Origin of the sequence: Streptomyces sp. NPDC002698 (assembly GCF_042888945.1) — a bacterium.
Classification (GTDB): domain Bacteria; phylum Actinomycetota; class Actinomycetes; order Streptomycetales; family Streptomycetaceae; genus Streptomyces.
Genome location: NZ_JBIAQM010000062.1, coordinates 1 through 24,094 on the forward strand (window position 1 = coordinate 1; position 24,094 = coordinate 24,094).

Consider the following 24,094-nt stretch of genomic DNA (forward strand, 5'->3'; position numbering starts at 1 on the left):
CCGTCTTCTGCTCGCCGGGGCCGCCGCGGCGGGCGTCCCTCGGGATCAGGGTCGGGTTGACGTTGCGCAGGACCACGTCGGCGGTGATGACGACGCGGGCCACGTCCTTGCGGGACGGGACTTCGTACATCACGGCCTGGAGGACTTCCTCCATGATGGCGCGCAGGCCCCGGGCGCCGGTCTGGCGCAGGATGGCCTGGTCGGCGATGGCCTCCAGGGCCTCACGCTCGAAGTCCAGCTCCACGCCGTCGAGTTCGAACAGGCGCTGGTACTGCTTCACCAGGGCGTTGCGCGGCTCGACCAGGATCTGCAGGAGGGCCTCGCGGTCCAGGTTGTGGACCGAGGTGATGACCGGGAGACGGCCGATGAACTCGGGGATCATGCCGAACTTGACCAGGTCCTCCGGCATGACGGCCTCGAACTGGTCCTTGGACTCCAGCTCGCGCTTCGAGCGGATCGTCGCGCCGAAGCCGATGCCCTTCGCGCCGGCCCGGGACTCGATGAGCTTCTCCAGGCCCGCGAAGGCACCGCCCACGATGAACAGCACGTTCGTCGTGTCGATCTGGATGAACTCCTGGTGCGGGTGCTTGCGTCCGCCCTGCGGCGGCACCGAGGCCGTCGTGCCCTCGAGGATCTTGAGCAGGGCCTGCTGCACGCCCTCGCCCGACACATCGCGCGTGATCGACGGGTTTTCGCTCTTACGGGCGACCTTGTCGATCTCGTCGATGTAGATGATCCCGGTCTCGGCCTTCTTGACGTCGTAGTCGGCGGCCTGGATCAGCTTCAGCAGGATGTTCTCGACGTCCTCGCCGACGTATCCCGCCTCCGTCAGCGCCGTCGCGTCGGCGATGGCGAACGGAACGTTCAGCATGCGCGCGAGGGTCTGGGCGAGGAGCGTCTTGCCGGAGCCCGTGGGGCCCAGCAGGAGGATGTTGGACTTCGCCAACTCGATGGCGTCCTCGCGGTTCTGGCCCGTGCTGTTCTCGCCGGCCTGGACGCGCTTGTAGTGGTTGTACACCGCGACGGAGAGGGCCTTCTTGGCCGACTCCTGCCCGACCACGTACCCCTCGAGGAACTCGTAGATCTCGCGGGGCTTGGGGAGTTCCTCCCAGCGCACCTCGCTCGTCTCCGCGAGTTCTTCCTCGATGATCTCGTTGCAGAGATCGATGCACTCGTCGCAGATGTACACACCGGGGCCTGCGATGAGCTTCTTGACCTGCTTCTGGCTCTTGCCGCAGAACGAGCACTTGAGCAGATCGCCGCCGTCACCGATGCGTGCCACGGTGTGCTTCCCCTTCGCCTGGGAGTCGCCTGGATCCAGCGGCTCCTGGTGCTGCCTTATGTCCGACGGTACCTTGCCGAGCCCCTCGTTCGGGCCCCCCTTGGCGCGGTTCACTTTGTCGTGAACCGCGCCAAGGAGCGGCAGACGATACAGCGATACGTCACACGACCGCGGAGTTGTTCATCTTCCGGGTGGAGATGATCTGGTCGATCAGGCCGTACGCCAGGGCGTCCTCGGCCGTGAGGATCTTGTCGCGCTCGATGTCCTCGCGGATCTTCTCGATCGGCGTCGTCGAGTGCTTGGCCAGCATGTCTTCCAGCTGCGCACGCATCCGGAGGATCTCGTTCGCGGCGATCTCGAGGTCCGAGACCTGCCCGCGGCCGGTCTCGCTGTAGGGCTGGTGGATCAGCACACGGGCGTTCGGCAGCGCCATGCGCTTGCCCGGCGTACCGGCGGCCAGCAGGATCGCGGCGGCCGAGGCGGCCTGGCCCATGCAGACCGTCTGGACGTCCGGCTTCACGAACTGCATGGTGTCGTAAATGGCCGTGAGGGCCGTGAACGAGCCACCGGGGCTGTTGATGTAGACCGAGATGTCGCGGTCGGGGTCCATCGACTCCAGGCACAGCAGCTGCGCCATGACGTCGTTGGCGGAGGCGTCGTCGATCTGCACGCCGAGGAAGATCACACGCTCCTCGAACAGCTTCGCGTACGGGTCGTACTCACGCACGCCCTGCGAGGTGCGCTCGACGAAGCGCGGGATGACGTAGCGGGACTCCGCGCGAGGACCGGTGTACTCGGCCTGCGTGCGGGCGAAGAGGCCGCTGCCGGGGAAGTCGTTCACTGTGTCTCCTGAAAAGCCTGAAAAGGGCTGAGCGGTCGGCTGAGGGCGCGCCGGGGGCCCCGGGCCGCCCGGGAGCGGGAAAGGGCCCTGCGCCGCCCTCGGGGGCGCTGGAGGGGCTTACGCCGCCCCGGTGCCGCCGCCGCCCGGCATACCGGCAGCGGTGGGCATGATGTCGTCGATGAGGCCGTACTCCTTGGCCTCGATCGGGTCGAACCAGCGGTCGCGGTCCGAGTCACGAGTGATCTGCTCGACGGTCTGACCGGTGTGGAAGGAGGTCAGCTCCGCCATCCGCTTCTTGGTGTGCAGCAGCCGCTCGGCGTGGATCTTGATGTCCGACGCGGAGCCCGCGAGACCCGCGGAGGGCTGGTGGATCAGGATCTCGGCGTTCGGCAGGGCGAAGCGCTTGCCGGGCGTACCGGCGCTGAGCAGGAACTGGCCCATCGAGGCCGCCATGCCCATGGCGATCGTCACCACGTCGTTCTTGATGTACTGCATGGTGTCGTAGATCGCCATGCCGGCCGTGATCGATCCGCCGGGGCTGTTGATGTAGAGGTAGATGTCCTTGTCCGGGTCGGAGGCAAGGAGCAGCAGCTGTGCCGTGATCTTGTTGGCGATGTCGTCGTCGACCGCCTGGCCGAGGAAGATGATCCGCTCGCCGAGCAGTCGGTTGTAGACCTGGTCGCCGAGGCCACCACCGATAGGGTCGCCGGCAGCTGTGGGCATCAGATTCGTCACGTATCCACCTGCTCGTCTTGCGACGGCGCCGGGCCGTCTCACGTCTTCTGCAGGGGCCTGGGACCCCGGGTTCCGCGCCGCCTCCCGACGGCGTCCGGAGACTCCCCTGCCCTCGTATTCATGGACCCTAACGCGCGGGTCCCTCCGGGGAATCCCGCAGAGGGAACTGTTCGCTGTGAGCGCATGCGCCGCGCTGGCCCGACCGGGGTCCCGGGCGCCCTTCCGGCACCGGTTCGGGGCCGTGGCGGGCCCCCTCGAAAGGCCGCATCCACCGGGGGCCCGGGAGCCGGGACGCGGCCGCGGCTCGGTGGGGGTTGCCCGCGCAGTTCCCCGCGCCCCTGGACAAGCCGGCGGGGGCCCGGGCAACAGGGTCCCCGGCGCCCGCGGGGACGCCGGCAGGGACCCGCGGGCAGAAGCCGGGCACCCGGACGGGAATCCACGGACAGGAGTCCTCGGCCCCCCTGGGGACGCGGACGGGCCCCCGGGGACGTGAAGTCTCCGGGGGCCCGTCCAGGATCACGAGCGAGGCGGTCAGGCCTCGGGGGTCTCCTCGGACTCCGTGGTGGCCTCGACGGTCTCGGCCGTCTCGTCCTCCTCGTCGTCCAGGTCGACGATCTCGCCGTTGGTGTCCTTGACCGTGGAGGCCTCGACGACGACCGCGAGGGCCTTGCCGCGGGCGACCTCGCCGACGAGCATCGGGACCTGGCCGCCCTCGACGACGGCCTGGGCGAACTGGTCGGGGGACATGCCGGAGGAGGCCGCGCGACGCATGAGGTGCTCGGTGAGCTCCTCCTGGTTGACGTTCAGCTTCTCCTTGTTGACGAGCTCGTCGAGGACGAACTGCGTCTTGATGCCCTTGACCGCGGCTTCCTTGGTCTCGGCGTCGAACTCTTCCTCGGTCTTGCCCTGGATCTCCAGGTACTTCGCGAGGTCGAGGCCCATCTGGCCGAGCTGGTGGTGCTCGAGGTTGTGCTTACGGGTGTTGATCTCGTCCTCGAGCAGCTTCTCGGGGACCGGCACCTCGACGAGCTCCAGCAGCTTCTCCAGGACGCGCTCCTGGGCCTGCGTGGCCTGGTCGAACTGCTTCATGTTCTCGAGGCGCTTGCGGCTGTCCGCCTTGAGCTCGTCGAGGGTGTCGAACTCGGAGGCGAGCTGCGCGAACTCGTCGTCCAGCTCGGGCAGCTCGCGCGCGGCGACCTGGGTGACCTTGACGGTGACCTCGGCCTCCTTGCCGGCCGCGGAGCCGCCCTTGAGCTCGGAGGTGAAGGTGGCCTCGCCACCGGCCTCCAGGCCCTTCACGGCGTCGTCGATGCCCTCGAGCAGCTCGCCGGAGCCGATGGTGTACGAGACACCGCTGGCGACACCGTCCTCCAGGACCTCGCCGTCGACCTTGGCCTCGAGGTCGAGGGTGACGACGTCCTCGTCCTGGGCGGCGCGCTCGACCGGGGAGGTCGAGGCGAAGCGCTCGCGCAGTTCGGAGACGGCCTTCTCGACGTCCTCGTCGCTGACCTCGATGGCGTCGACCTCGACCTCGATGCCGGAGTAGTCCGGGATCTCGATGGTCGGGCGGACGTCGACCTCGGCGGTGAAGTTCAGCGTCTCGCCGTCCTTCAGCTCGGTGATGTCGACCTCGGGCTGGCCGAGGACGTTCAGCTCAGCCTCGTTGACCGCTTCGGTGTAGAACTTCGGGAGCGCGTCATTGACGGCCTCTTCGAGCACGGCGCCGCGACCGAACCGCTGGTCGATGACGCGCGCCGGGATCTTGCCCTTCCGGAACCCCTTCACCGTGACCTGCTGGTTGATCTTCTTGTACGCCGCGTCGAGGCTGTCCTTGAGCTCCTCGAAGGGCACCTCGACAGTGAGCCGAACCCGGGTCGGGTTCAGGGTCTCCACGGCGCTCTTCACGGTTCGGTCTCCTTGTGGCTGACTTCTTGGGGGGTTCTGCTGCGTGCTGTTGCCGGCCAGGCAGAGCCCTGGGCGGATTCCGCGGCCCTTGAGAGACGCACACACTGCAGACATACGGGCACGCAGCTTGCATAGTAACCGCAGGCGGTACACGCCCCAAAAGGTGATCTTGTCCGGGCGGATCCTTCGCGGGTCCTGCCGGTGGTCGGGGTGGCGGGATTTGAACCCACGGCCTTCCGCTCCCAAAGCGGACGCGCTACCAAGCTGCGCCACACCCCGTCGGTGCGACACGTAGGGTACATGCCCGCAGACAGTGCGGCTGCCGCATTTCGCGAGCTCCGACGCGGACGGGAACGGGGTGTGCGTTGCGGGCCGTCGACCCGCTACGATGCTTTCTGTGCCGCGGTCGCTGACCTGCGGCGCGTGCCGTGCGGGCGTAGCTCAATGGTAGAGCACTAGTCTTCCAAACTAGCTACGCGGGTTCGATTCCCGTCGCCCGCTCCAAAAGACGTAAGGCCAGGCCAGAGGACGAATCCTCCGCCTGGCCTTAGTCGTGTCCGGGGGCTCCGATCAGTCCCCGTGCCCGCAGCGTGCCCGTTGGGCTTCTGATCTTTCTTCTTGCTCTTACGCGCCCCCGCTTGCGCCCCTTTTTCACCAGACCGCTCACCGCGTCGGCGATCGGCCGGTCACGGTCCGCACTGGCGTGTTGGTAGATCAGCTCGGCGCGGGCGGTGCTGTGGCCCATGCGAGACATCAGCTCCCGTGTGCTCGCGCCCGTGGACGCGGCGAGGGTGTTGCCCGCATGCCGAAGATCATGGAAATGCAGGCCGTTGATCCCGGCATCCGCGCAGGCCCGGCGCCACAGCAGGTTGAAGTGGTTGCGGCGCGGCGTGGCCCCCTTGGCTCCGGTGAAGACGCGCCCGTCGGCCCCCGGCTCCGCGTAGCGCTCCAAGTGATCACGGATGTCGGCGACGATCGCGGACGGGATCGCCACCGTGCGCTTGCCCGCGGCACTCTTCGGCGCCTTGATCTCCTGCCGCCCGTTGAACAACTCGGCGACGGCGCGCCGGACCCGCACCGAGCCGTGCTCCAGGTCGACGTCCCGGCGGTGCAGACCGACCAGCTCGCCCCATCGCAGACCGAGGAAGCCGGCCATCAGCACCAGCGCCCGGTAGCGCGGCTGGATCGCGTCGGCCAGGTCGTAGACCTCCTGCACGGTGGCGGTCGGCCGCTCCGGCGTGTGCATCGTGCTCGCACCCTTGATCGTGCACGGATTGCGCCGAATCATCTGATCGGCCACGGCGGTGCCCATCATCGCGCGCAGCAGGGCGTACGCCTTGGCGACCGTCGTCGGACCGGTGCCCGCGGCGAGTTTGTCGGCCCGCCAGCGCCGAACGAGCGGCGGCGAGATCTCCGCCACGTTGATGGCGCCGAACGCCGGCTCCAGGTGATGCCGCAGCAGAGAGCCGTAGAGCTGCCGGGTGGTGGCGGTCAGCTCGCGTTCCCTGATCCAGGCGGCGGCGTACGCGCCGAACGGCACCTTCCCGGCGTCCGGATCGCCGTAAGCACAGCTGTGGAGTCGGGGGACGCCGGCCTTGCGCCAGAGGTCGCTCAGCAGGTTGCACCAGCGGGTCTTTCCCCTGAGCGACAGGCACGTTTCCTCCTTGACGTGGCGCGAGCACACGCGCAGCGGCGACACGTCGGTGAGGCCACAGCCGCGCTCTTGGAGGCCGAAGCTCTGACGCCCGAGCAGATCCACGGTCATCACTTGGCTCGCGAACTCATCCGGGACTTGATCCGACTGTCCGAGCCCCGCGTTCCGGAATCGCTTCGCGCGTTGGCCGAGCGAAGCGCCGTTGGCCGGCCAGCCGCTGGCCATGCGCACCGTGCTCTCTGCCGGGCCGGCACCCGAACCTCCAGGCCCCTGATTCCCAGGCAAAGGAGCGGCCGTGTCCTTCAGCATGCGCCGCGCCATGCTCCAGGCGCATGCTGGAAGGGCGGCGACGGACCTGGCTGCGGCGTGGGGATTCTGTGACACCGCCTGGGTACAGCCGCGGTACATCAGATGGTTCTTGGTGGCCTTAGGGCGCCGGCGCCGAGCGCGTCGGCATGACCTCGCGCCCGAGTATTCCCCGAAGCCCAGGCTCGCCTTGATCGTGACTACGAGGAGGGCGTGATGCCGGATCAGCTGAACGCCGCACTTTCGGGACAGGCCGCCACAGCGCTTGCCGAGGACGTCTCTCTTGCGACTCCACTGGCTGCACCCCGCGTCGCCGGTCGTGACGCTGTTGTGGCAGCTCTCGGTACGTACCAGCAGGCTCTCGCGGCGCCTAGAGCTACAGTCCGGCTCAAGGGAGACGAGGTGGAGGGGGTCGTGTTCAGCGCGAGCCCCGGCGGACGAGAGACAGAGATCGTCGCGCTGGCCCGGCGCGACACTGCGGGCCTGATCGCCACCATCGACGTCTACGGTCGGCCGTGGCCATTCATGGCCGCTCTGCGCGAAGTGATTGCGAAGACAGACCCCGCTCTCGCAGACCCGAGCCTCGGATCCGGACCGTACGCCCCGGATGGGCCGACACCCGTTTGGGTCGACCATCCAGCCGTCCCGCCGCTGGCGCAGGACGTCACCCTGTACTCCCCGATCCTGCGCGAAGAGCCGACGGGGAAGGCTGTCGTCGGGCCGGTCCTCAAAGCAGCGGCGCAGAGTTTCAGCGACCTCAAGGTTCGTGCCGTCCTCGACATCGAGGGCCGGTCGGGATTCGCGGTGGTGATCGACGAATACGTGGACGGCGGTCACGTTCAGCAACTGGTCGAGATCTTCACGCTCAACGATGCGGGTGAGGTCGGGGGGATCCGAATCTTCACCCGCCCATGGCTCGTGACCGCCCACTTCCGAAAGAGCATGTATGCCCTGCTCAAAGACACTCTCGGCCCCGAATTCTGGGAGGAGCCCGACCCGGAAGCCCCGTTGCCCGCCTCATGACATGAGGCCCCCGCCAGGACGTAGGGGCGTTCGTCCGGCAGGGGAGTAGCTCGCGTGGCCGTCGCTGTACGGTGATCACGTGGACGAGGATTCGGTGCTCATCAAGCTCACGCGTGATCAAGCCCTGGTCCTGTCTGACTGGCTCTATGAGGTCATGATGCGATCCGACAAGCTCGACGCCATCGTGCCTGACCGGGCGGTTTGGTCCGGGATCTACGCGATCTCCGGGCCCCTTGAGACGACGCTGCCCGAGGTTTTCATGCCGGACTACATCGGCCGCGTAGATGCAGCGCGGCAGCGTTTGCTCGATGCCATGGGTGACGGTGAAACCGAGTAGGGCCCGTCAAGCCCCCAGTGCGGGCGTGACATCAGCGGTTGACACCAACGAACGCGAATCTCGGCGATCGCCGCCGAACCTCAGCGGCAGGTCTGCAAAAGCACGTAGAGCGTTGGGCAAGGTCTCAGGGTTGCCGCGATCGACCTGATATGGAAGCGGACCAAGCGCAAAGCGTCCGTGTACAGCCCGGATCAGTCTTCGGCGTCGTGGTAGTAGACCGTAAGACTTGGCCGATAGCCGTCCGCGGTGATCTCCGTATGCATGACGAGATCCTGAACCTCGACCAAGCCAAGGTCTTCGATGGAGTCTGCGACTCTACGGAGCAGCGCAGGCACGTCATCCTGCCCGGTTCCCTCCGGGTTGGCCTGGGAGAAGTGTTTGATCGTCCACGATTCCATGTGCTCATGATCACCCAAGCGCCAGCCGTCAATGCTGTCCCGTCCAGGCGGACCATCTAGGGGTGCCGTACAGCAGCGAAGTACAGCAACCTCCGCGCCTCCGAACGACCGTCACCAGGCCCGAGCAGCCGACTGACGTGCCTGACAGACCTCAGTGACCGCCCCGCCCATAGTTCGCATCGAGGGGCCACGCTGTCGGACTCTGCGGGGCTACCTCTGGGGACGTCTTGAAGCCTCCCGATGACGGTCGGCAACGGCAGATGACGACAGGCAGCAAAAGCGCTGCCCCAGCTCAAAGACGGCACGCAGGACGCTTGCGCAGGTGCCCATCGACGAAGGTGGGTTGAGGTGGAACCGCATCCTGGAAGGCAAGAAGGTGGCCACGGCCCGGATTCGAACCGGGGTTTCTGCGTCGGGCGAACCCGAGCGCAGGGTCTTAGGCCGCTAGAGGACTCATGGCCAGGCGGACCATACCAACTCGAAGACAGGCGAGCCCGGTTTTTCCCGGGTGCCACCTCAGGCCACCCGGCACGGGGCGGCTGAGAACGAGTCCGAATCGCGACCTACTCGAATCCGGCCGGAATCAACCACACTTGAACACATGGGGGGTTTATCCGATCAATCCCAGTTCGCATGTGATCGCTGCGGTGCCACGAGCGCCGCCGTGCGCGAGCGAGGGCGCATCGACCTCATGGCCAATCTCTGCGATGTCTGCTGGAACACCATCGCCAACGAGATGGCCGAAGTCGACGGGGCCACGGCCGCCCCGCGACCCGATCCCGACCCGGACGACGTGTCATGGATCGAGCCACCCACTTGCCCAACTTGCGGAGCATCGGTTCGGGTATGGCCCACGAACTACGACCGCTGGGTCAGCCTGGCCACCGTGGAGCTGCCCGCCAAGGACGTCCCAGAGCCCTTCCGCTGGCGCTTGACGAAGCTTCCGACCCGATCCCCCATCGCCACGGACATCGTCGCCGTACGGGTCCGTGGAGTCGATCCGCTCCCGGGTGAGCCCGTCGTGCCGGCCCACCGCATGATGTGCGTCCCCGAGTAGCGTGAGACGTCGATCACGGCGCGAGGGCCGCGGACCGCCGTGCCCGCCGCGTGCCCGATCGAGCGGATTCCCGGGCGCGGGGATGTCCGCGGCCGGCGCGCGCGGTCGGTGGCGCACGCCCGGCGTGTCCGCGCTCCGGCGTCGGGCGCTTTTCGCCGCCCCGTTCAGAAACTGATCGAGTTGATGGTCTCCGCTATCGAGTCGAGGAACCGGTTGATGGACGGAGCCATACCGGTCGACGCGAGGAAGAAGCCGAAGAGCACCGCGACGATGGCGGGTCCCGCCTTGATGGATCCCCCTCGGATCAGCACCACGAGGATGATCGCCAACAGCAGCACCACTGACAGCGAAATGGCCACAACTGATCACACCCTACGGTCGGTCGCTCTCCCGGCCCGGAGGTGCAGCCCCGCACACCCCCGCCAGAACCATCGTGCCACCAACCGGCCACTCGTATGCGGCAGGTGACGCATCGTTGGCCAGGGGTGGACCCGGGGGCGAGCCCGCGCCCCACCGGTGCGACCCCGTCCCGCGCCGCCCGCGCCGCACCGGGACACAGGCGGGACACGGGCGGGACACAGCCCCGCATCGCAATTCGAGGCGTGCCGCGGCGGCGAATTCCCGACGACCGTTGCCGTGTCCACACATCCTGTTCGCAGGTAATTCGAATTGTTGCCACAGGCACACCGTGAGCGTGACATGCGGGTTCCCAAAGCCCCCTTAATCTGGACATATGACCAGAGTCGCCCGCGGGTGTTATGCGCTGCTTAGTCGGTATGAATCAGGACAGAACACCCTTCGCCGGTAAGCGAATCGATATACGGAACCACTTGCGGATCGGCAGGCACACATCTCCGAATCCTGGGTACGCGCAGACGATAAGCAGGAATGACATCGGGCGTTTTACGAGAACGCACAGACGACGCTAGGGTGCCTCAGATGTTCCACGCCGCCACGCCCCCCGTTCGCGCAGCGAGGTCCGGAAACGTCCCCCTGAATTCTTGGCGGGAGGGCCTGTGACCAACTCGCTCCGATCCCACGGTCACCACAGATCACCACTCCCCCCGGCCCAGCGGCCGGCGGACGGAGTGCCGGGCCCGCGCTCGCCCCGGACGTCCGCGACGGCGCTCGCCGCGACGGGCACCGCACCGGGCGCCAAGCCCGCGAAACAGCGCGACGCCTTCTTCGACAACGCCAAGTACCTGGCGATCGTGCTCGTGGCCATGGGTCACGCGTGGGAGCCGCTGAAGGGCGAGAGCCGCGTCCTGGAAGCCCTGTACACGGTCGTGTACACCTTCCACATGCCGGCCTTCATCATCATCTCCGGCTACTTCTCGCGCAGCTTCGACATGCGCCCCGACCGCCTGAAGCGGCTGGTCACCGGCGTGGTCGTACCGTATGTCCTGTTCGAGACGGCGTACTCGCTCTTCGACCGCTTCGCCGGGGGCGACCCGGACCAGGCGATCAGTCTGCTCGACCCCTGGTACCTCACCTGGTTCCTGGTCGCGCTGTTCGTCTGGCGGCTGACGACCCCGCTGTGGAAGCTGGTCCGCTGGCCGATCCCGGTGGCGGTGTGCCTCGCCCTGCTCGCGTCCGTCTCCCCCGAGATCGGTGACGACCTGGACCTTCAGCGGGTGCTGCAGTTCCTGCCGTTCTTCGTCCTCGGTCTGTTCATGAAGCCCGAGCACTTCCAGCTGGTGCGCCGCCGCGAGGTGCGCCTCCTGTCGGTGCCGGTCCTCGCCGCGGCCCTGCTCGTGGGCTACTGGGCGGTCCCCCGGATGAACACCGCCTGGTTCTTCCACCGCGACAGCGCCCAGGAGCTGGGTGCCCCCTGGTGGGCCGGTGTCGTCATGACGCTCGCGCTCTACGGCTGCTCGCTGGTGCTCACCGCGTGCTTCTTCGCCTGGGTGCCGCGGCGCACGTTCTGGTTCACGGCGCTCGGCGCGGGCACGCTGTACGGCTATCTGCTGCACGGTTTCGTCGTCAAGGCGTCCGAGTACTGGGGCTGGTTCGACCACGGGTGGCTGCACGAGCCGCTCGGCGAGCTGCTCGTGACGGTGTTCGCGGCCGCGCTCGTCACCGCCCTGTGCACCCGGCCCGTCCAGCGGATCTTCCGGTTCTCGATGGAGCCGAAGATGGCGTGGGCGTTCAAGCGGGACCCGGCGGAAGCCGCCCGGGAGCGGGCCAAGGCCGGCGTGTAGCCGCCGGGGCGTGGCCGGCGACGCGTGGCCGGCCGGCGGACGAGACACCTGCGAGAAGGGCGGGCCCGGACACTGCGGGCCCGCCCTTCTCCGCGTCGGCGCTCAGCCCGGCGGCAGCCCCAGCAGGATCCGCATCGCCGCGTACTTCCTCGTCAGACGGGCCCGGGTGTGCTCGTCGAGGACCGCGAGCCGGCGCGGGTCGGAGTTGTGCGCCAGGTCGGACGCCTTGACGAGCAGGGCGCCCCGGGTGCCGCGGATGCGTCGCGCGTACGCCTCGGGGGGCTCGCCGTCCACCCTGGTGAGCGCCCGCACGATGTCCTTCGTACCCGGGCTCAGCGCGGCTTCGTCCAGCCAGTCCTCGGTGAGGGCGTCGTCCTCGACGGCGTCGTGCAGCCAGGCCGCCGCGATCTGGTCGTCGTCGCCCCCGCGCTCACGGACGCCGTCCGCCACGGCCTGGAGGTGCTCGGCGTACGGCCGGCCGGCCTTGTCCGTCTGGGCCGCGTGCGCCGCCCGGGCGAGTGCTTCGACTTCGGCCAGGGTCAGGAGAGGTCGGGTCACGCGATCAGTGTCTCCTCGGTACGGGCCGCCGCTTCCGGAGCGGGAATCGGCGGGGGCGGTCAGCGTACCGGGGCCAGGGCGTCGCGGCAGATGAGAAGGAGGGCCCGGTCGTCGTTGACGTCCCTGGCCACCGCCTCGATGAGATGCCAGGCGGCGCCGTGGAAGCCGCCGGCGACATAGCGGTCGGCCTCCCCGGTGAGCCGGTCGATGCCCTCGACGATGTCCCGGTCGGCGGTCTCGACCAGGCCGTCCGTGAACAGCATGAGCACGTCCCCGGACCGGAGCGAGCCCTTCACCGGGTCGAACTGGGCGCCGTCGTACACACCCAGCAGGGGGCCTTCCGCCACCTTCTCCTCCCAGCGGCCGCTGCCCGCGCTGAGCTGGAGGCCCGGCGGGTGTCCGGCCGAGAAGAGCTCGTAGTCGCCCGAGTCGAGGTCGAGCACCAGATGGATCGAGGTCGCGAAGCCCTCGTCCCAGTCCTGGCGCAGCAGATAGCCGTTCGCGGCGGGCAGGAAGGCGTGCGGCGGCAGGGAGCCGAGGAGGCCGCCGAAGGCCCCGGACAGCAGCAGGGCGCGGGAGCCGGCGTCCATTCCCTTGCCGGAGACGTCGGTCAGGACGACTTCGAGGGTCCGGCCGCCGTTCGTCCGGGCGGCCACGACGAAGTCCCCGGAGAAGGACTGGCCGCCCGCCGGGCGCAGCGCCATCTCGCGGTGCCAGCCCACCGGCAGCTTCGGCAGCTTGCTCTGCACGCGGATGCGTTCGCGCAGGTCGAAGAGCATGGTGCCGCCGCGCCGCCAGGGCACACCCACGCGGCTGCGGAACTGTGCGATCAGCAGTCCGAAGAAGCCGCAGGCCGCGACCACCAGGACCACTCCGGGCGTCACCCGGGAGGGGCCCTCCGTGTACGGCCCGAGCTTCACGGACTCCACTATCAGCGCGGTGGCGGCGGCCGCGTACAGCCCGAGCAGGCTGGCGGGCCGCAGCAGCAGTCCGCCGGCCACGATCGGCAGGACCAGGGCGGCGGGTGAGCACCACACCGAGTTGACCAGGGTCGTGGAGGCGATCACCGGGATCATGATCAGCAGACCGGCCAGCGCGATCCAGTCGGAGCCGTCCCCGCGGAAGTAGTCGACGGCGGATCTGCGCAGCCCTGTGCGGGCCCGGTGCCATTGCATCTTCAACCGGGCCGTGAACGTATCGGCTTCAGCGCGCCGCGCTCGTCCTGCTGCCATTAGTTCGGGACCCTATCCATCGGACCAGGCGCTTGGCACGGGAGGTCCCACTTGTCCCCCCTCCTAGCGCTCAACTTCACAGAGAACTGCACCGGCGCGTTCCGGTCGGGGGCCGTCGCGGCCCGGCGAAATTGCCTCGCTCGTACCGCATTGCCCTGGTAGGCATGGGCCATGACGACTGACGTTCGGGTGCTGCGGCAGGCCGACTGGGACGAATGGTACGAGAACCTGATCCGCGCGTTCGGAGGTGTGGCGGAGTCGTCCGAGGAGCGCGAACTGTGGAACGCGCTCACAGAGTACGACCGTTCGCTGGGCGTGTGGGACGGGAAGAACTGTGTGGGTACGGCGGGAGCCTTCTCCTTCCGTGTCACGGTCCCGGGCGGCGCCTCGGTTCCGGCGGCCGGCGTCACGATGGTGAGCGTCGCCGCCACGCACCGGCGGCGCGGGGTGCTCACCGCGATGATGCGCCGCCAGCTGGACGACGTGCGGGCCGCGGGTGAGGCGCTCGCCGTCCTGGTCGCGTCGGAACCGATGATCTACGGACGGTTCGGCTACGGCATCGCGACCTCGTCGATGAGCGCCGAGATCGACACCGCCCGCGTACGACTGTCCGTACCGCCCGGGACGGACGGCGTACGGCTGCGCTACGCGGCGCCCGAGGACGCGCTGGAGGCGTGCGAGGCGGTGTACGCGCGGATCGTGCCGAGCCGGCCCGGGATGCTGGCCCGCCGCCCCGGCTGGCAGCGGCTCATGGTCCTCGACCCGGCGAGCGAGAGGGACGGCGCCTCGCCGTTGCAGTGCGTGGTCGCCGAGCGGGACGGCGAGGTGGTGGGGTACACCCGCTTCCGGGTCAAGCCGGAGTGGGGCCCGGCCGGGCACAACGGCGCGGTGACGCTGGTGGATCTGGAGGGACTGGACCCGGCGGCGCGGGCCGCGCTGTGGCGGTTCCTCTTCGGCATCGACCTGACGTCGACGCTGCGGACCCGGGGCCGCCCGGTGGACGACGCCTGGCAGCACCTGGTCTCCGACATCCGCCGCTGCCAGTTGCGGGTGAAGGACTCGCTGCATGTGCGGCTCGTCGAGGTGGGGGCCGCGCTGGAGGCGCGGACCTACCAGACCCCGGTGGACGTGGTGTTCGAGGTCGAGGACTCCTTCTGCCCCTGGAACGAGGGGCGTTGGCGGCTCACCGGCGACGCCAAGGGAGCGGTGTGCGCGCGGACCGAGGACGCCCCGGATCTCGCCCTGTCCGTGCGGGAGTTGGGGGCCGCCTATCTGGGCGGTGCGTCGCTGGCCTCGCTCGCTGCCGCCGGCCTGGTGCGTGAACTGCGGCAGGGGGCGCTGGCCGAGGCGTCGACGGCGTTCGCCTCGGTGGTCGCCCCCTGGCTGCCGCACGGGTTCTAGGACCCGGCACCTTCGACGGCGGCCCCGGCCCGGTCCGCTCTGCTCCGCTCCAGTCCGGGGCGGGGCGGGGCGATCCGTCCGGCCCGGTCCAGCCTCCGGCCGGCCCGGTGCGGTCCGTCGGGATTCAGGCTTTCTGGCAGGCCGGGCACCAGAAGAGATTGCGGGCGGCGAGATCGGCGGTGCTGATCTCGCCGCCACAGATGTGGCAGGGCAGGCTGGCCCTGCGGTACACGTAGACCTCGCCGCCGTGGTCGTCCACGCGCGGCGGGCGGCCCATGGCCTCGGGGGTGTGCTCCGGACGAACCGTGTCGATGCGGTTGTTGCGGACGCCCTCGCGCATGAGGTCCACGAGGTCGGCCCAGATCGCGTCCCACTCCGTGGTGCCGAGATCCTTCCCCGCACGGTACGGGTCGATGCCGTGCCGGAAGAGGACCTCCGCGCGGTAGACGTTGCCCACACCCGCGATGACCTTCTGGTCCATCAGCAGCGCGGCGATCGTCGTACGGCTGCGGGCGACCCGGCGGTAGGCCGCAGCGGGATCGGCGTCCGGGCGCAGCGGGTCCGGGCCGAGGCGGTCGTGTATCGCGTGTTTCTCGTCGTCCGTGATCAGTGCGCAGGTGGTGGGGCCGCGCAGGTCGACGTACGCGGTCTCGTTCACGAGACGCAGGCGGACGGTGTCCGTGGGTGGCGGGGCGGGTGTGGCGCCGAATCCGACCTTGCCGAAGAGACCGAGGTGGATGTGGACCCACCGCTCCGGACCGAACCCGAGGAAAAGGTGCTTGCCGTGGGCCTGCGTCGCGGTCAGGACCGATCCGTCGAGGAGGGCCGCGGCGTCACCGAACCTGCCCTGGGGGCTGGTGACGCGGACGCCGCGGCCGCCGAACGCGGCGAGGTAGTCCTCCGCGAGCCGGTGAATGGTGTGCCCCTCGGGCACCGTTCCTCCCGCTGTCTCTCTCGTACGACGGACAGGCGACCCGACGACCCGACGGTTCGCCGACCCCTCAGGTTTGCGGACCCGTGGACCCGTGGACCTGTGGACCCGCGGCCCGTCGGTGCTACGCCTGCGGCTGCTGCGGGTGGTGGGCCGGGATCGGCGGGAGTTCCCGGGTCGTCTCGTAGTCCGCGAGCATCTCGATGCGCCGGACGTGGCGCTCCTCGCCGGTGAAGGGCGTGTCGAGGAAGGTCTCGACGAACTTCGTCGCCTCGTCCTCGGTGTGCATGCGGGCGCCGACGGAGATGACGTTCGCGTTGTTGTGCTCGCGGCCCAGCGCGGCGGTCTCCGCGCTCCAGGCGAGGACGGCCCGTACGCCGGCGACCTTGTTCGCGGCGATCTGCTCGCCGTTGCCGGAGCCGCCGATGACGACGCCGAGGGAACCCGGGTCGGCCACGGTGCGCTCCGCCGCGCGGAGGCAGAACGGCGGGTAGTCGTCCTGGGCGTCGTAGATGTGGGGCCCGCAGTCGACGGGCTCGTGGCCGGCGGCCTTGAGCCACTCGACGAGGTGGTTCTTCAGTTCGAGACCGGCATGGTCGGATCCGAGATACACGCGCATGGTCCGAGTGTGACACGGCCGTTTCGGGGCAGTCGCGCCGGGTCCCACAACGCAAAACTGTGACCCAGCCTACAGAACCTCAAGGAAACCTCAAGTAACGATCTGGATTCAAAGGTTCACGAATTCGATTGCCTCCGTTTCACTGGACCAACTTGTACGCCGGTCCCCACAACGGACCGGTGCGCACCCCGTACACCGCTCGTACGGGTTGGGCGCTCTGTACGGGAATCTGCTCATCCGGCGCAAAGGAATCCCCCTCATGACCTCGCAGCCGACCCCCACGAAGGCCGCACAGGCCCCCGGAGGTCCCGGAGAACCCGGTAACGGCCTCCAGGCCGGACTCAAGAACCGCCATCTGTCGATGATCGCCATCGGTGGCGTCATCGGCGCGGGACTCTTCGTCGGCTCCAAGGCCGGCATCGCCACCGCGGGCCCCGGCATCCTCCTCTCGTACGCCCTCGTCGGCACGCTCGTGGTGCTGGTGATGCGGATGCTCGGTGAGATGTCCGCCGCCAACCCGACCTCGGGCTCGTTCTCCGCGCACGCCGACCGCGCGCTCGGCCGCTGGGCCGGCTTCTCCATCGGCTGGCTGTACTGGTTCTTCTGGGTCGTGGTGCTGGCCGTGGAGGCCACCGCCGGCGCGGACATCCTCGAAGGATGGATTCCCGCCGTACCTCAGTGGGGCTGGGCGCTCATCGTGATGGTGGTGCTGACGGCCACCAACCTGGTCTCCGTCGGCTCGTACGGCGAGTTCGAGTTCTGGTTCGCCGGGATCAAGGTCGTGGCGATCGGCGCGTTCATCGTCGTCGGCGGCCTCGCGATCTTCGGTGTGCTGCCCGGTGTCGACGCCGAGAAGGCCGGGTTCGGGAATCTGACCGACCACGGCGGATTCCTTCCGCACGGGCCCGGCTCGATCCTCACCGGTGTTCTGCTGGTCGTCTTCTCCTTCATGGGCAGCGAGATCGCGACCCTCGCCGCCGGTGAGTCCGAGGACCCGCAGCGGGCCGTCACCAAGTCGACGAACAGCATCATCTGGCGTATCGCCGTCTTCTACCTGGGCTCGATCCTCGTGGTCATCGCCCTGCTGCCGTGGAACGACCCGTCGATCGCGGAGAAGGGCTCGTACGTCGCCGCCCTGGACTCCCTGGGCATCGACCACGCGGGTCAGATCATGAACTTCATCGTGCTGACGTCGGTGCTGTCCTGCCTCAACTCCGGCCTCTACACCGCCTCCCGCATGGCGTTCTCGCTCGGTCAGCGCGGGGACGCGCCGAAGGCGTTCGCCAGGACCACGCGGCGCGGTGTGCCGATGACCGCCATCGTCGTCTCGGTCGTGTTCGGCTTCGTGGCCGTCTTCTTCAACTACAAGTTCCCGGACTCGGTCTTCCTCTTCCTGGTCAACTCCTCCGGTGCGGTGGCCCTGTTCGTGTGGCTCGTCATCTGCTTCTCGCAGCTGCGGATGCGGAAGATCATCCTGCGCGAGGCGCCGGAGAAGCTCGTCGTGCGGATGTGGCTCTACCCGTACCTCACCTGGGCGACGGCCGCGATGATCGTCTTCGTGCTCGGCTACATGCTGACCGACACCGAACACGACGGCCGGGAGACCGTGCTGCTGTCGCTGCTCGTCGCGGCGATCGTGCTGGTCATCGCGTTCGTCCGGCAGAAGACCGGTGCGGCTGCCCGTACTTCCGCGCAGCCGGTCGCGAGCGACTCCCGCGAGGAGACCCGGGCCGAGGTCGGCGCCTGACCCGCCACCGAAGCCTGAGTGAGGAGGGGCCCGCGGCCGACCGCCGCGGGCCCCTCCCTGTCTTCTCCCGCACGCTTGCCTCCGCCTTGCCTCCGCCTTCCTCCCCGTCCTCCTCCCCGCCTTCTTCTCCGCCCTTCCGCCGGGCCGTCGCCGCGGAGGCGCTCACAGCACGGTGAAGCTGGTCTTGACCCGGTCGTAGACCGTGAGGGCCCGGTCCTCGGTGTCCTGGTGGTACCAGGTGTTGATCTGGTACGACTTCCCGTCGGCGTCGAAGCCGAGCAGTCGCGCGTGCCAGCTCACGCCCTCGAGCGTGAAGGTGTACTCCCAGACGACCGCGGTCCGGCCTCGGAACGTCGTCTGCGCCAGCCGGATCTTCCGGTAGTCCCGCCCCTGGCGGGCGTTCCGCTCCGAGGTCGTCCAGGTGTCCAGGAGGTTCCCCTTGGCGAGGGACGACTTGGCCGCCAGTTCCTGGGTGCCGTCGGGCGAGGTGTAGTGCACCTCGGAACCGGTCTGCGGATCGCGCCGCCAGCCCTTGGGCGTCGCCCAGGCGTAGCCGCCGGCTTCGCGGTGCGCTCCCGGGGGAAGGCCGGGCGGGCGTGAGGTGCCCTCGACGGTGGGGGCCGGGGACGATCGGACTCCGGTGCCGGAGGGGGCCGACGCGGACGAGCCCGCCGTGGCACCCGCGCCGCCCGGCGATCCGCCCGTCATGGCCACGACGACCCAGACGACGGCTCCCGCCGCGACGACCCCGGCGGCGGCGAATCCGACGCGACGCCGGACACGGAATCTGCTCCGGTCCTGATCCCGGTCCCGGCCCTGGTCCTGGTCCTGATCGCCGCTCTGGCCCTGGCTCCGGGCTCGGCCCTGGCTCTCGCCCTGCCCCTGCCCCTGCCCCTGGCCATGACTCCGGCTGCTGGTGCCTGCGGAACCGGACGGTACGGCGGGATCCGGGAGTTCGTCCGGCGTCGGCACCCCGGGCACGGGGGTCGTGGGCCGTCGGGAGGGAACGCCCGAGCCGGGCTCCGCGCGCGGTCCGGACGCGACTTCGGTGGAGGCGTTGGCGGCAGCCGGTGGACCGGGGTCCCGGGCGGCGGCTTCGCTTCCGGGGCGGGACCCTCGTCCGGGGTCGGATGCCGGTCCTTGGGCTGGTCCTTGGACTGGCCCTTGGGCTGGTCCGAGTCGCGGGTCCGGGAGGGGTCGCGGGTCCGGGAGGGTTTGCGGGTCCGATCCGGGTCGCGGGTCCGGTGTGGATGCGGCGGCGGGGTCCGTGACGGTCGTGGGTTCCCGGCGGCGCAGGTCGCTCGTCCCGTCGCGCCGTTCGTGCGCGGTCCCGTGCCCGGACGCGGCGGCCACCTCGTGCTCGGGCGACACGACCGTCGGTGGTCCGGCGGGGCTCGGGGTGCTCGTGCCCCGCGGGCCGACGAACTCCGCGAGTGCCGCCTCCAGTTCCCCCAGACCGGGCCGGGCGGTCGGGTCCTTCTCCAGAAGGGCGGCCAGGATCTCCCGCAACCCCGCCGCCCCGGAGGGGAGTTCGGGCTCCTCGTAGAGAACGGCGTGCAGCGTCGCGAGGGTCGTGGAACGGGAGAACGGGGAGCGGCCGCCGAGGGCCGCACAGAGCGTGGCACCGAGCGACCAGACGTCGGAGGGCGGGCCCTGCGGGCGGCCGGAGATCCGCTCGGGCGCCATGTAGTCGGGGGAACCGACCAGCATGCCCGCCATGGTGAGCGCCTCGGCGTCCTGGAGCGCGGCGATGCCGAAGTCGGTGAGGACGACACGGTTCCGTCCGGTGCCCTCGATCAGTACGTTGCCCGGCTTGATGTCGCGGTGCAGCACACCCTGGGCGTGCACCTGCCGCAGCGCCCCCACCAGTTCGAGGCCGACGCGGGCCGCCTCGCGCGCCTCCAGCGGCCCGTCCTCGGCCACCATCCGTTCGAGTGAGCGGCCGGCGACGAGTTCCATGACGATCCACAGCCGCTCGCCCGCGTCCACGACGTCGTAGACGCGCACGACCCCCGGGTGGTCGATCCGGGCCGTCGCCCTCGCTTCGCGCAGGGTGCGTTCCCGGCGGGTTCGGGTGTCCTCCGGATCAAGTCCGTCTATGCGCATCTCCTTGACCGCGACCTGCCGGTCGAGCATTTCGTCGGCGGCTCGCCACACCCGCCCCATTCCCCCCTGCCCAATACTCTCGACCAGCCGATAACGTCCGGTCACCAATAACCCCGGAACACCACTCTGGACATTCGCCGACAATCCCTGCACCCCCTCAACAGCAATCACCATCGCCCGTCACAACGGAATCACAATGGTCACACTTCGGGCCGTACCAGCATAGTGCGGAGAAATCTTGTGGTACCTCTTCGAGTACTGCGAATTCAGGCGCAGCCAAGGGGGGCGAACATGAGTTCTCGTCGGACGACCACCATTACGGGATCCCTGCTCACGGCATGCTTCTCGACCGTGATGATTCTTTCCTACTCCGCCGCGGCGGACGACCGGGGACCGGGGAGCGGAAAGGGCGGAAAGGCGGTGGACGAAGCTCCTGCGGGCGTGAAGGTGACCACGCTGCTGCCGGAGAAGATCTCGGTCGACAACAGTACTCAAAAGACGGCTGTCACCGCCACGGTGAAGAACGAGGGAACCAAGGAGAGCGGCGATATCAGGCTACTGGTGGTCGGATTCGACGGCCTGAAGGTCAAGAACGTCAAAGGCTGCACCGCCATGGCCGAAAAGAATCTCCCCAAGGGGTCGAACAGCGGTTTCATCTGCTCCACGGGGAATCTCGCGGCGGGTGAATCGAAATCGTACGACGTCGAGGCGACGTTCGATCTGAGCAGGACCGGCAGGATCTGTCTCCCGGTCCAGACGGGCGACGGGAAGAAGACGTACTGGCAGCAGGGCCCGGTCCCGTTCGGTACGACGAATCCGTCCCCGAACGCCCCGGCGACCCCGCTGCTGCTGGGCACCGACAACAAGCCGGTGGCACCGGGCGGCGACCGGCTGCCGAGGACCGGTCCCGGAACCGGGGCCGTGCCGCTCGGCATGGCGGGCGCGGCGCTGATGTCGGCCGGAGCGGCGGGGCTGTGGTGGGCCGGCCGCAGGCCGCGGCGGGAAGCCTGACCGCCGGGCGCGGCACCCGCCGGGAACGCGCGAAGGCCCGCCGGATCCGGTCGGAGACCGGCCCGGCGGGCCTCGTACGCACGGCCGCCGCGTCTCGGACGCGAGCGTCGGGCGGGCGGTGACGTCATGGCCGGTGAGAGCGTCGCCTCACCGGCGCGTACGTCACTTCTTGCCGACGAGCTTCCACGCGGCGGGCAGGATGCCCATCGCCAGGGCGGCCTTGAGGGCGTCGCCGATCAGGAACGGGGTGAGGCCCGCCGCGACGGCCGCGCTCGCCGACATGCCGGTGGCCAGGGCCAGGTAGGGAACGCCGATCGCGTAGATGATCGCCTCGCCGAGCAGCATCGTGCCCGCCATGCGCAGCACGGAGCGGTCGGCGCCGCGGCGTGCCAGGGCACCCACGACGGTCGACGCGAGCAGCATGCCGAGGATGTAGCCGAAGGACGGTGCCGAGGCGCCGGAGCTTCCCTGCGCGAACCACGGGACGCCGGCCATGCCCACGAGCGCGTACATCGCGAGCGACAGGAAGCCGCGGCGGGCGCCGAGCGCCGTGCCGACGAGCAGCGCGGCGAAGGTCTGGCCGGTCACCGGCACCGGGGAACCGGGGACGGGCAGCGAGATCTGGGCGGCGAGCCCGGTGAGTGCGGCACCGCCGAGCACGAGGGCGGCGTCACGGACGCGGGAGGCCGGAAGAAGGTCGGCGAGGACCTCGCCGGGTCGGGAGGGCGTGGCGACAGCGGTGCTCATGAGGACTCCGGCGAACAGGGGTTACCCCCTCGGCCCGTGGGAGGGCCCGGGGGAAGGACAGGTGGGAACACGGCGACGCTATCCCAGGGGTCCACGGGTGATCACCGTCAGCGATCGACAAAGCGCGGATCCGGGGCTTGGTGGGCTCCTTACAAAGAGTGCCTGGTACACCTGCCCGAAGGTGATGCTGGTCACTGAGGTGAAGTCGTCTGCGCAACGGGACGGTTCGGGGCCGGGACTGTGGAGACTCACCAAAAGCCCCATCGAACGTCGCGTCGTCGGGCGTGCGGAGTGTCCGGCCCTTGGGCGTTCCTGGCAGGTCCCTGGGCCAACCCCTACCCTTCACCCCATGGTTCCCCAGGCCCTGAACTTCGCGTCACGTCGCTATGTCGACCTGCGACGCCAGGGCACTGCCACCTGTCGCCGCCCCTCCTGAGGCGGGACGGAGCGGATCCGGCCCGCCGGGACGAGACCACAGCGGACCACACCAGGCGCATGCCGCACCCGTTGCGGCGTGGCGTACGTGACGGCGCTCGGCCGGACCAGCTCCCGAGGAAGAACTCCATGGCCAGTACGGTGGCACCCCCTTCCACATCCACTCCCTCCCCCTCCCCCGTCCTCGACCGGCGCCGGGCGAGCGCCAGCGTGATCCTGCGGTCGGTGCTGGAGCACGGGCCGGTCGCCCGCAGCACCATCTCCCGGCTGACCGGGCTCTCCCCGGCGTCGGTGACCGACTACTGCGCCCGGTTCACCGAGCGGGGCCTGATCCGGGAGGCCGCGGCGCCCCGGCGGTCGGGCGGGGTCGGGCGGCCGCACCTCCCGGTCGACCTGGACCACTCCCGTTTCGTGGTCGGCGGGGTGCACGTGGCCGTGCCGTACACGACCGTCGCGCTGCTCGACCTGCGCGGACGGGTTCTCGCCGAGAGGCGTCTGCGGCACGACCGCACCGAGCCGGGCCTCGTTCTCGCGAACGCCGCCGACGCCGTCACCGCTCTCCTCGCCGGTGTCCCCGGCCGTACCGCCCTCGGCATCGGGGTGGCGGCCGGCGGCTGGGTGGACCCGGACTCGGGGACGATCGTGGAGCACCCGCTGCTGGGCTGGCGTGACGTGGCCGTCCGGGAGGCCCTCGGCGCGCGCACGGGGCTGCCGGTCCATGTGGACGGCCACGCGCGGGCGTTGGTCAACGGGGAGCGGCTGTTCGGGCGGGCCAGGGGCAGCCGGAGCGTGCTGCACCTCTTCGTCGGCAACGTGGTGGACGCCGCCTTCGCCACCCACGACCAGGTGCACTACGGACCTCGCTCGCAGGCCGGCTCGATCGCCCATCTGCCCCTGACGGGCGGGTCGGAGCGGTGCGACTGCGGCCGGACGGGGTGCCTCCAGGCCGAGCTGAGCGAACGGACGCTGTGCCGGCGGGCCCGGGAGCGCGGTGTCACGGACGGCTCGAATCCGATGCACGTGGTCGCCGCGGCGGCCTCCGGCGATCCGCTGGCCGTGGGACTGCTGACGGAACGGTCCCGGATGGTCGGGCGGGCGGCGGGGCTACTGCTCGACGTCCTCAACCCGGAGACGGTCGTCGTCACCGAGATAGGGGCCATACACCGGGAGGACTGCCTCGGCGCGTTGCGCGAGGCGGTGGGACCGGAGCGGGCGTCCGCGGTCGTCCCCACCAGCTTCCCCGATTCGGTGCTCGCCGTGGCGGGCGGGTCGGTCGTTCTCGACGTCCTGTACCGCGATCCGCTGGGCTCTCCGGGCTCGCGGCCGGGCCCTTCGGACTGCCCACCAGGCGCTAATTAATTCAGAAAGTCGGAATGTTGACAGGGCTCGTTCCGGGACAGGAGCATCATGGGCATGAGCAGCGCGCGGGTGCAGGTTCCGCTCACCAAGTGCCGTGTGGTCGACCTGATGCGGGTCGCACGCACACGTTGTTGCTGACCCCTTGTCGCTGACCGGCCGCCACTGACGCTTCGTCACCGGCACCGTGTCACCGATCCTTCGAGACGCCG

At 69.5% G+C, this 24,094-nt stretch carries 21 protein-coding genes and 3 tRNA genes; 9 read left to right on the forward strand and 15 right to left on the reverse strand.

Features of this window, described 5'->3' with window-relative positions:
• The 5 genes from clpX to ACFYW9_RS39645 all read right to left on the reverse strand — a co-directional run.
• Positions 1–1,282, reverse strand: a 1,282-nt coding sequence (gene clpX, locus ACFYW9_RS39625; RefSeq protein WP_389159880.1) for an ATP-dependent Clp protease ATP-binding subunit ClpX, incomplete at its 3' end; no start/stop codon positions are given.
• A 160-nt stretch (positions 1,283–1,442) separates the two neighbouring features.
• The gene (locus ACFYW9_RS39630) at positions 1,443–2,123 is read right to left on the reverse strand and encodes an ATP-dependent Clp protease proteolytic subunit (RefSeq protein ID WP_261708770.1); all 681 of its coding nucleotides are present in this window, start codon (positions 2,121–2,123) and stop codon (positions 1,443–1,445) included.
• Positions 2,124–2,240: 117 nt separating this feature from the next.
• The gene (locus ACFYW9_RS39635) at positions 2,241–2,846 is read right to left on the reverse strand and encodes an ATP-dependent Clp protease proteolytic subunit (protein ID WP_060897745.1); all 606 of its coding nucleotides are present in this window, start codon (positions 2,844–2,846) and stop codon (positions 2,241–2,243) included.
• 543 nt (positions 2,847–3,389) lie between these two features.
• Entirely contained in the window at positions 3,390–4,763 is a 1,374-nt protein-coding gene (gene tig / locus ACFYW9_RS39640) for a trigger factor (protein WP_351862978.1), read from the reverse strand.
• Between the two features lie 202 nt (positions 4,764–4,965).
• A tRNA-Pro gene (locus tag ACFYW9_RS39645) sits at positions 4,966–5,042 on the reverse strand.
• A 151-nt stretch (positions 5,043–5,193) separates the two neighbouring features.
• Between ACFYW9_RS39645 and ACFYW9_RS39650 the strand changes: the two genes are divergently transcribed.
• Positions 5,194–5,267 (forward strand) — tRNA-Gly (locus tag ACFYW9_RS39650).
• Between the two features lie 43 nt (positions 5,268–5,310).
• On the opposite strand, the gene ACFYW9_RS39655 is transcribed toward ACFYW9_RS39650, so the two are convergent.
• The gene (locus ACFYW9_RS39655; protein WP_389159881.1) at positions 5,311–6,738 is read right to left on the reverse strand and encodes a tyrosine-type recombinase/integrase; all 1,428 of its coding nucleotides are present in this window, start codon (positions 6,736–6,738) and stop codon (positions 5,311–5,313) included.
• Positions 6,739–6,939: 201 nt separating this feature from the next.
• Between ACFYW9_RS39655 and ACFYW9_RS39660 the strand changes: the two genes are divergently transcribed.
• Both ACFYW9_RS39660 and ACFYW9_RS39665 read left to right on the forward strand, forming a co-directional pair.
• On the forward strand, positions 6,940–7,746 hold the full coding sequence (locus tag ACFYW9_RS39660) for a hypothetical protein (protein ID WP_389159882.1): 807 nt from the start codon (positions 6,940–6,942) through the stop codon (positions 7,744–7,746).
• A 79-nt stretch (positions 7,747–7,825) separates the two neighbouring features.
• Positions 7,826–8,083, forward strand: a complete 258-nt coding sequence (locus ACFYW9_RS39665) for a hypothetical protein (RefSeq protein ID WP_389159883.1) — start codon at positions 7,826–7,828, stop codon at positions 8,081–8,083.
• Positions 8,084–8,274: 191 nt separating this feature from the next.
• Here ACFYW9_RS39665 and ACFYW9_RS39670 read toward each other — a convergent pair whose 3' ends face one another.
• Both ACFYW9_RS39670 and ACFYW9_RS39675 read right to left on the reverse strand, forming a co-directional pair.
• Positions 8,275–8,481: a hypothetical protein gene (locus ACFYW9_RS39670; RefSeq protein WP_351623283.1), complete on the reverse strand. Its 207-nt coding sequence runs from the start codon at positions 8,479–8,481 to the stop codon at positions 8,275–8,277.
• Positions 8,482–8,858: 377 nt separating this feature from the next.
• Positions 8,859–8,942 (reverse strand) — tRNA-OTHER (locus ACFYW9_RS39675).
• A gap of 203 nt (positions 8,943–9,145) precedes the next feature.
• Between ACFYW9_RS39675 and ACFYW9_RS39680 the strand changes: the two genes are divergently transcribed.
• Positions 9,146–9,538, forward strand: a complete 393-nt coding sequence (locus ACFYW9_RS39680; RefSeq protein WP_389159884.1) for a DUF6083 domain-containing protein — start codon at positions 9,146–9,148, stop codon at positions 9,536–9,538.
• Positions 9,539–9,702: 164 nt separating this feature from the next.
• Here the strand turns inward: ACFYW9_RS39680 and ACFYW9_RS39685 are convergent, their stop codons facing one another.
• A complete protein-coding gene (locus tag ACFYW9_RS39685) occupies positions 9,703–9,897 on the reverse strand; it encodes a hypothetical protein (RefSeq protein ID WP_010986847.1) in 195 nt (64 codons plus the stop codon).
• A 657-nt stretch (positions 9,898–10,554) separates the two neighbouring features.
• Here ACFYW9_RS39685 and ACFYW9_RS39690 point away from each other — a divergent pair.
• The gene (locus ACFYW9_RS39690; protein WP_389159885.1) at positions 10,555–11,739 is read left to right on the forward strand and encodes an acyltransferase family protein; all 1,185 of its coding nucleotides are present in this window, start codon (positions 10,555–10,557) and stop codon (positions 11,737–11,739) included.
• Between the two features lie 102 nt (positions 11,740–11,841).
• Here the strand turns inward: ACFYW9_RS39690 and ACFYW9_RS39695 are convergent, their stop codons facing one another.
• Entirely contained in the window at positions 11,842–12,297 is a 456-nt protein-coding gene (locus tag ACFYW9_RS39695; protein ID WP_389159886.1) for an HD domain-containing protein, read from the reverse strand.
• Between the two features lie 59 nt (positions 12,298–12,356).
• The gene (locus ACFYW9_RS39700) at positions 12,357–13,529 is read right to left on the reverse strand and encodes a PP2C family protein-serine/threonine phosphatase (RefSeq protein WP_329299658.1); all 1,173 of its coding nucleotides are present in this window, start codon (positions 13,527–13,529) and stop codon (positions 12,357–12,359) included.
• A 171-nt stretch (positions 13,530–13,700) separates the two neighbouring features.
• Between ACFYW9_RS39700 and ACFYW9_RS39705 the strand changes: the two genes are divergently transcribed.
• Entirely contained in the window at positions 13,701–14,930 is a 1,230-nt protein-coding gene (locus ACFYW9_RS39705; protein WP_389159887.1) for a GNAT family N-acetyltransferase, read from the forward strand.
• Between the two features lie 124 nt (positions 14,931–15,054).
• Here ACFYW9_RS39705 and ACFYW9_RS39710 read toward each other — a convergent pair whose 3' ends face one another.
• A complete protein-coding gene (locus tag ACFYW9_RS39710) occupies positions 15,055–15,864 on the reverse strand; it encodes an Fpg/Nei family DNA glycosylase (protein ID WP_389159888.1) in 810 nt (269 codons plus the stop codon).
• Between the two features lie 121 nt (positions 15,865–15,985).
• Positions 15,986–16,480, reverse strand: coding sequence for a ribose-5-phosphate isomerase (locus ACFYW9_RS39715; RefSeq protein WP_351862966.1), 495 nt, complete (start codon positions 16,478–16,480; stop codon positions 15,986–15,988).
• A gap of 259 nt (positions 16,481–16,739) precedes the next feature.
• On the opposite strand from ACFYW9_RS39715, the gene ACFYW9_RS39720 reads away from it, so the two are divergent.
• On the forward strand, positions 16,740–18,227 hold the full coding sequence (locus ACFYW9_RS39720; protein ID WP_351862965.1) for an amino acid permease: 1,488 nt from the start codon (positions 16,740–16,742) through the stop codon (positions 18,225–18,227).
• Between the two features lie 162 nt (positions 18,228–18,389).
• On the opposite strand, the gene ACFYW9_RS39725 is transcribed toward ACFYW9_RS39720, so the two are convergent.
• A complete protein-coding gene (locus ACFYW9_RS39725) occupies positions 18,390–20,393 on the reverse strand; it encodes a protein kinase (RefSeq protein ID WP_389159897.1) in 2,004 nt (667 codons plus the stop codon).
• 231 nt (positions 20,394–20,624) lie between these two features.
• Between ACFYW9_RS39725 and ACFYW9_RS39730 the strand changes: the two genes are divergently transcribed.
• Positions 20,625–21,344: an LPXTG cell wall anchor domain-containing protein gene (locus ACFYW9_RS39730; RefSeq protein ID WP_389159889.1), complete on the forward strand. Its 720-nt coding sequence runs from the start codon at positions 20,625–20,627 to the stop codon at positions 21,342–21,344.
• Between the two features lie 162 nt (positions 21,345–21,506).
• Here ACFYW9_RS39730 and ACFYW9_RS39735 read toward each other — a convergent pair whose 3' ends face one another.
• Positions 21,507–22,091 carry a biotin transporter BioY gene (locus tag ACFYW9_RS39735; protein ID WP_351862962.1) on the reverse strand — a complete coding sequence of 195 codons (585 nt, stop codon included), beginning with the start codon at positions 22,089–22,091 and terminating at the stop codon, positions 21,507–21,509.
• 564 nt (positions 22,092–22,655) lie between these two features.
• Here ACFYW9_RS39735 and ACFYW9_RS39740 point away from each other — a divergent pair.
• Complete coding sequence (locus ACFYW9_RS39740; RefSeq protein WP_389159890.1) at positions 22,656–23,885, forward strand: ROK family protein; 1,230 nt, start codon at positions 22,656–22,658, stop codon at positions 23,883–23,885.
• The last annotated feature ends 209 nt before the right edge of the window (positions 23,886–24,094 follow it).

Coding starts and splice junctions, on each gene's coding strand:
- ACFYW9_RS39715 (WP_351862966.1), bottom strand. CDS start 16,480: ATGCGCGTGTATCTCGGATCCGACCATGCCGGTCTCGAACTGAAGAAC.
- ACFYW9_RS39655 (WP_389159881.1), bottom strand. CDS start 6,738: ATGGCGCGGCGCATGCTGAAGGACACGGCCGCTCCTTTGCCTGGGAAT.
- ACFYW9_RS39670 (WP_351623283.1), bottom strand. CDS start 8,481: ATGGAATCGTGGACGATCAAACACTTCTCCCAGGCCAACCCGGAGGGA.
- ACFYW9_RS39635 (WP_060897745.1), bottom strand. CDS start 2,846: ATGCCCACAGCTGCCGGCGACCCTATCGGTGGTGGCCTCGGCGACCAG.
- ACFYW9_RS39730 (WP_389159889.1), top strand. CDS start 20,625: ATGAGTTCTCGTCGGACGACCACCATTACGGGATCCCTGCTCACGGCA.
- ACFYW9_RS39705 (WP_389159887.1), top strand. CDS start 13,701: ATGACGACTGACGTTCGGGTGCTGCGGCAGGCCGACTGGGACGAATGG.
- ACFYW9_RS39725 (WP_389159897.1), bottom strand. CDS start 20,393: ATGGGGCGGGTGTGGCGAGCCGCCGACGAAATGCTCGACCGGCAGGTC.
- ACFYW9_RS39740 (WP_389159890.1), top strand. CDS start 22,656: ATGGCCAGTACGGTGGCACCCCCTTCCACATCCACTCCCTCCCCCTCC.
- ACFYW9_RS39660 (WP_389159882.1), top strand. CDS start 6,940: ATGCCGGATCAGCTGAACGCCGCACTTTCGGGACAGGCCGCCACAGCG.
- ACFYW9_RS39700 (WP_329299658.1), bottom strand. CDS start 13,529: ATGGCAGCAGGACGAGCGCGGCGCGCTGAAGCCGATACGTTCACGGCC.
- ACFYW9_RS39735 (WP_351862962.1), bottom strand. CDS start 22,091: ATGAGCACCGCTGTCGCCACGCCCTCCCGACCCGGCGAGGTCCTCGCC.
- ACFYW9_RS39720 (WP_351862965.1), top strand. CDS start 16,740: ATGACCTCGCAGCCGACCCCCACGAAGGCCGCACAGGCCCCCGGAGGT.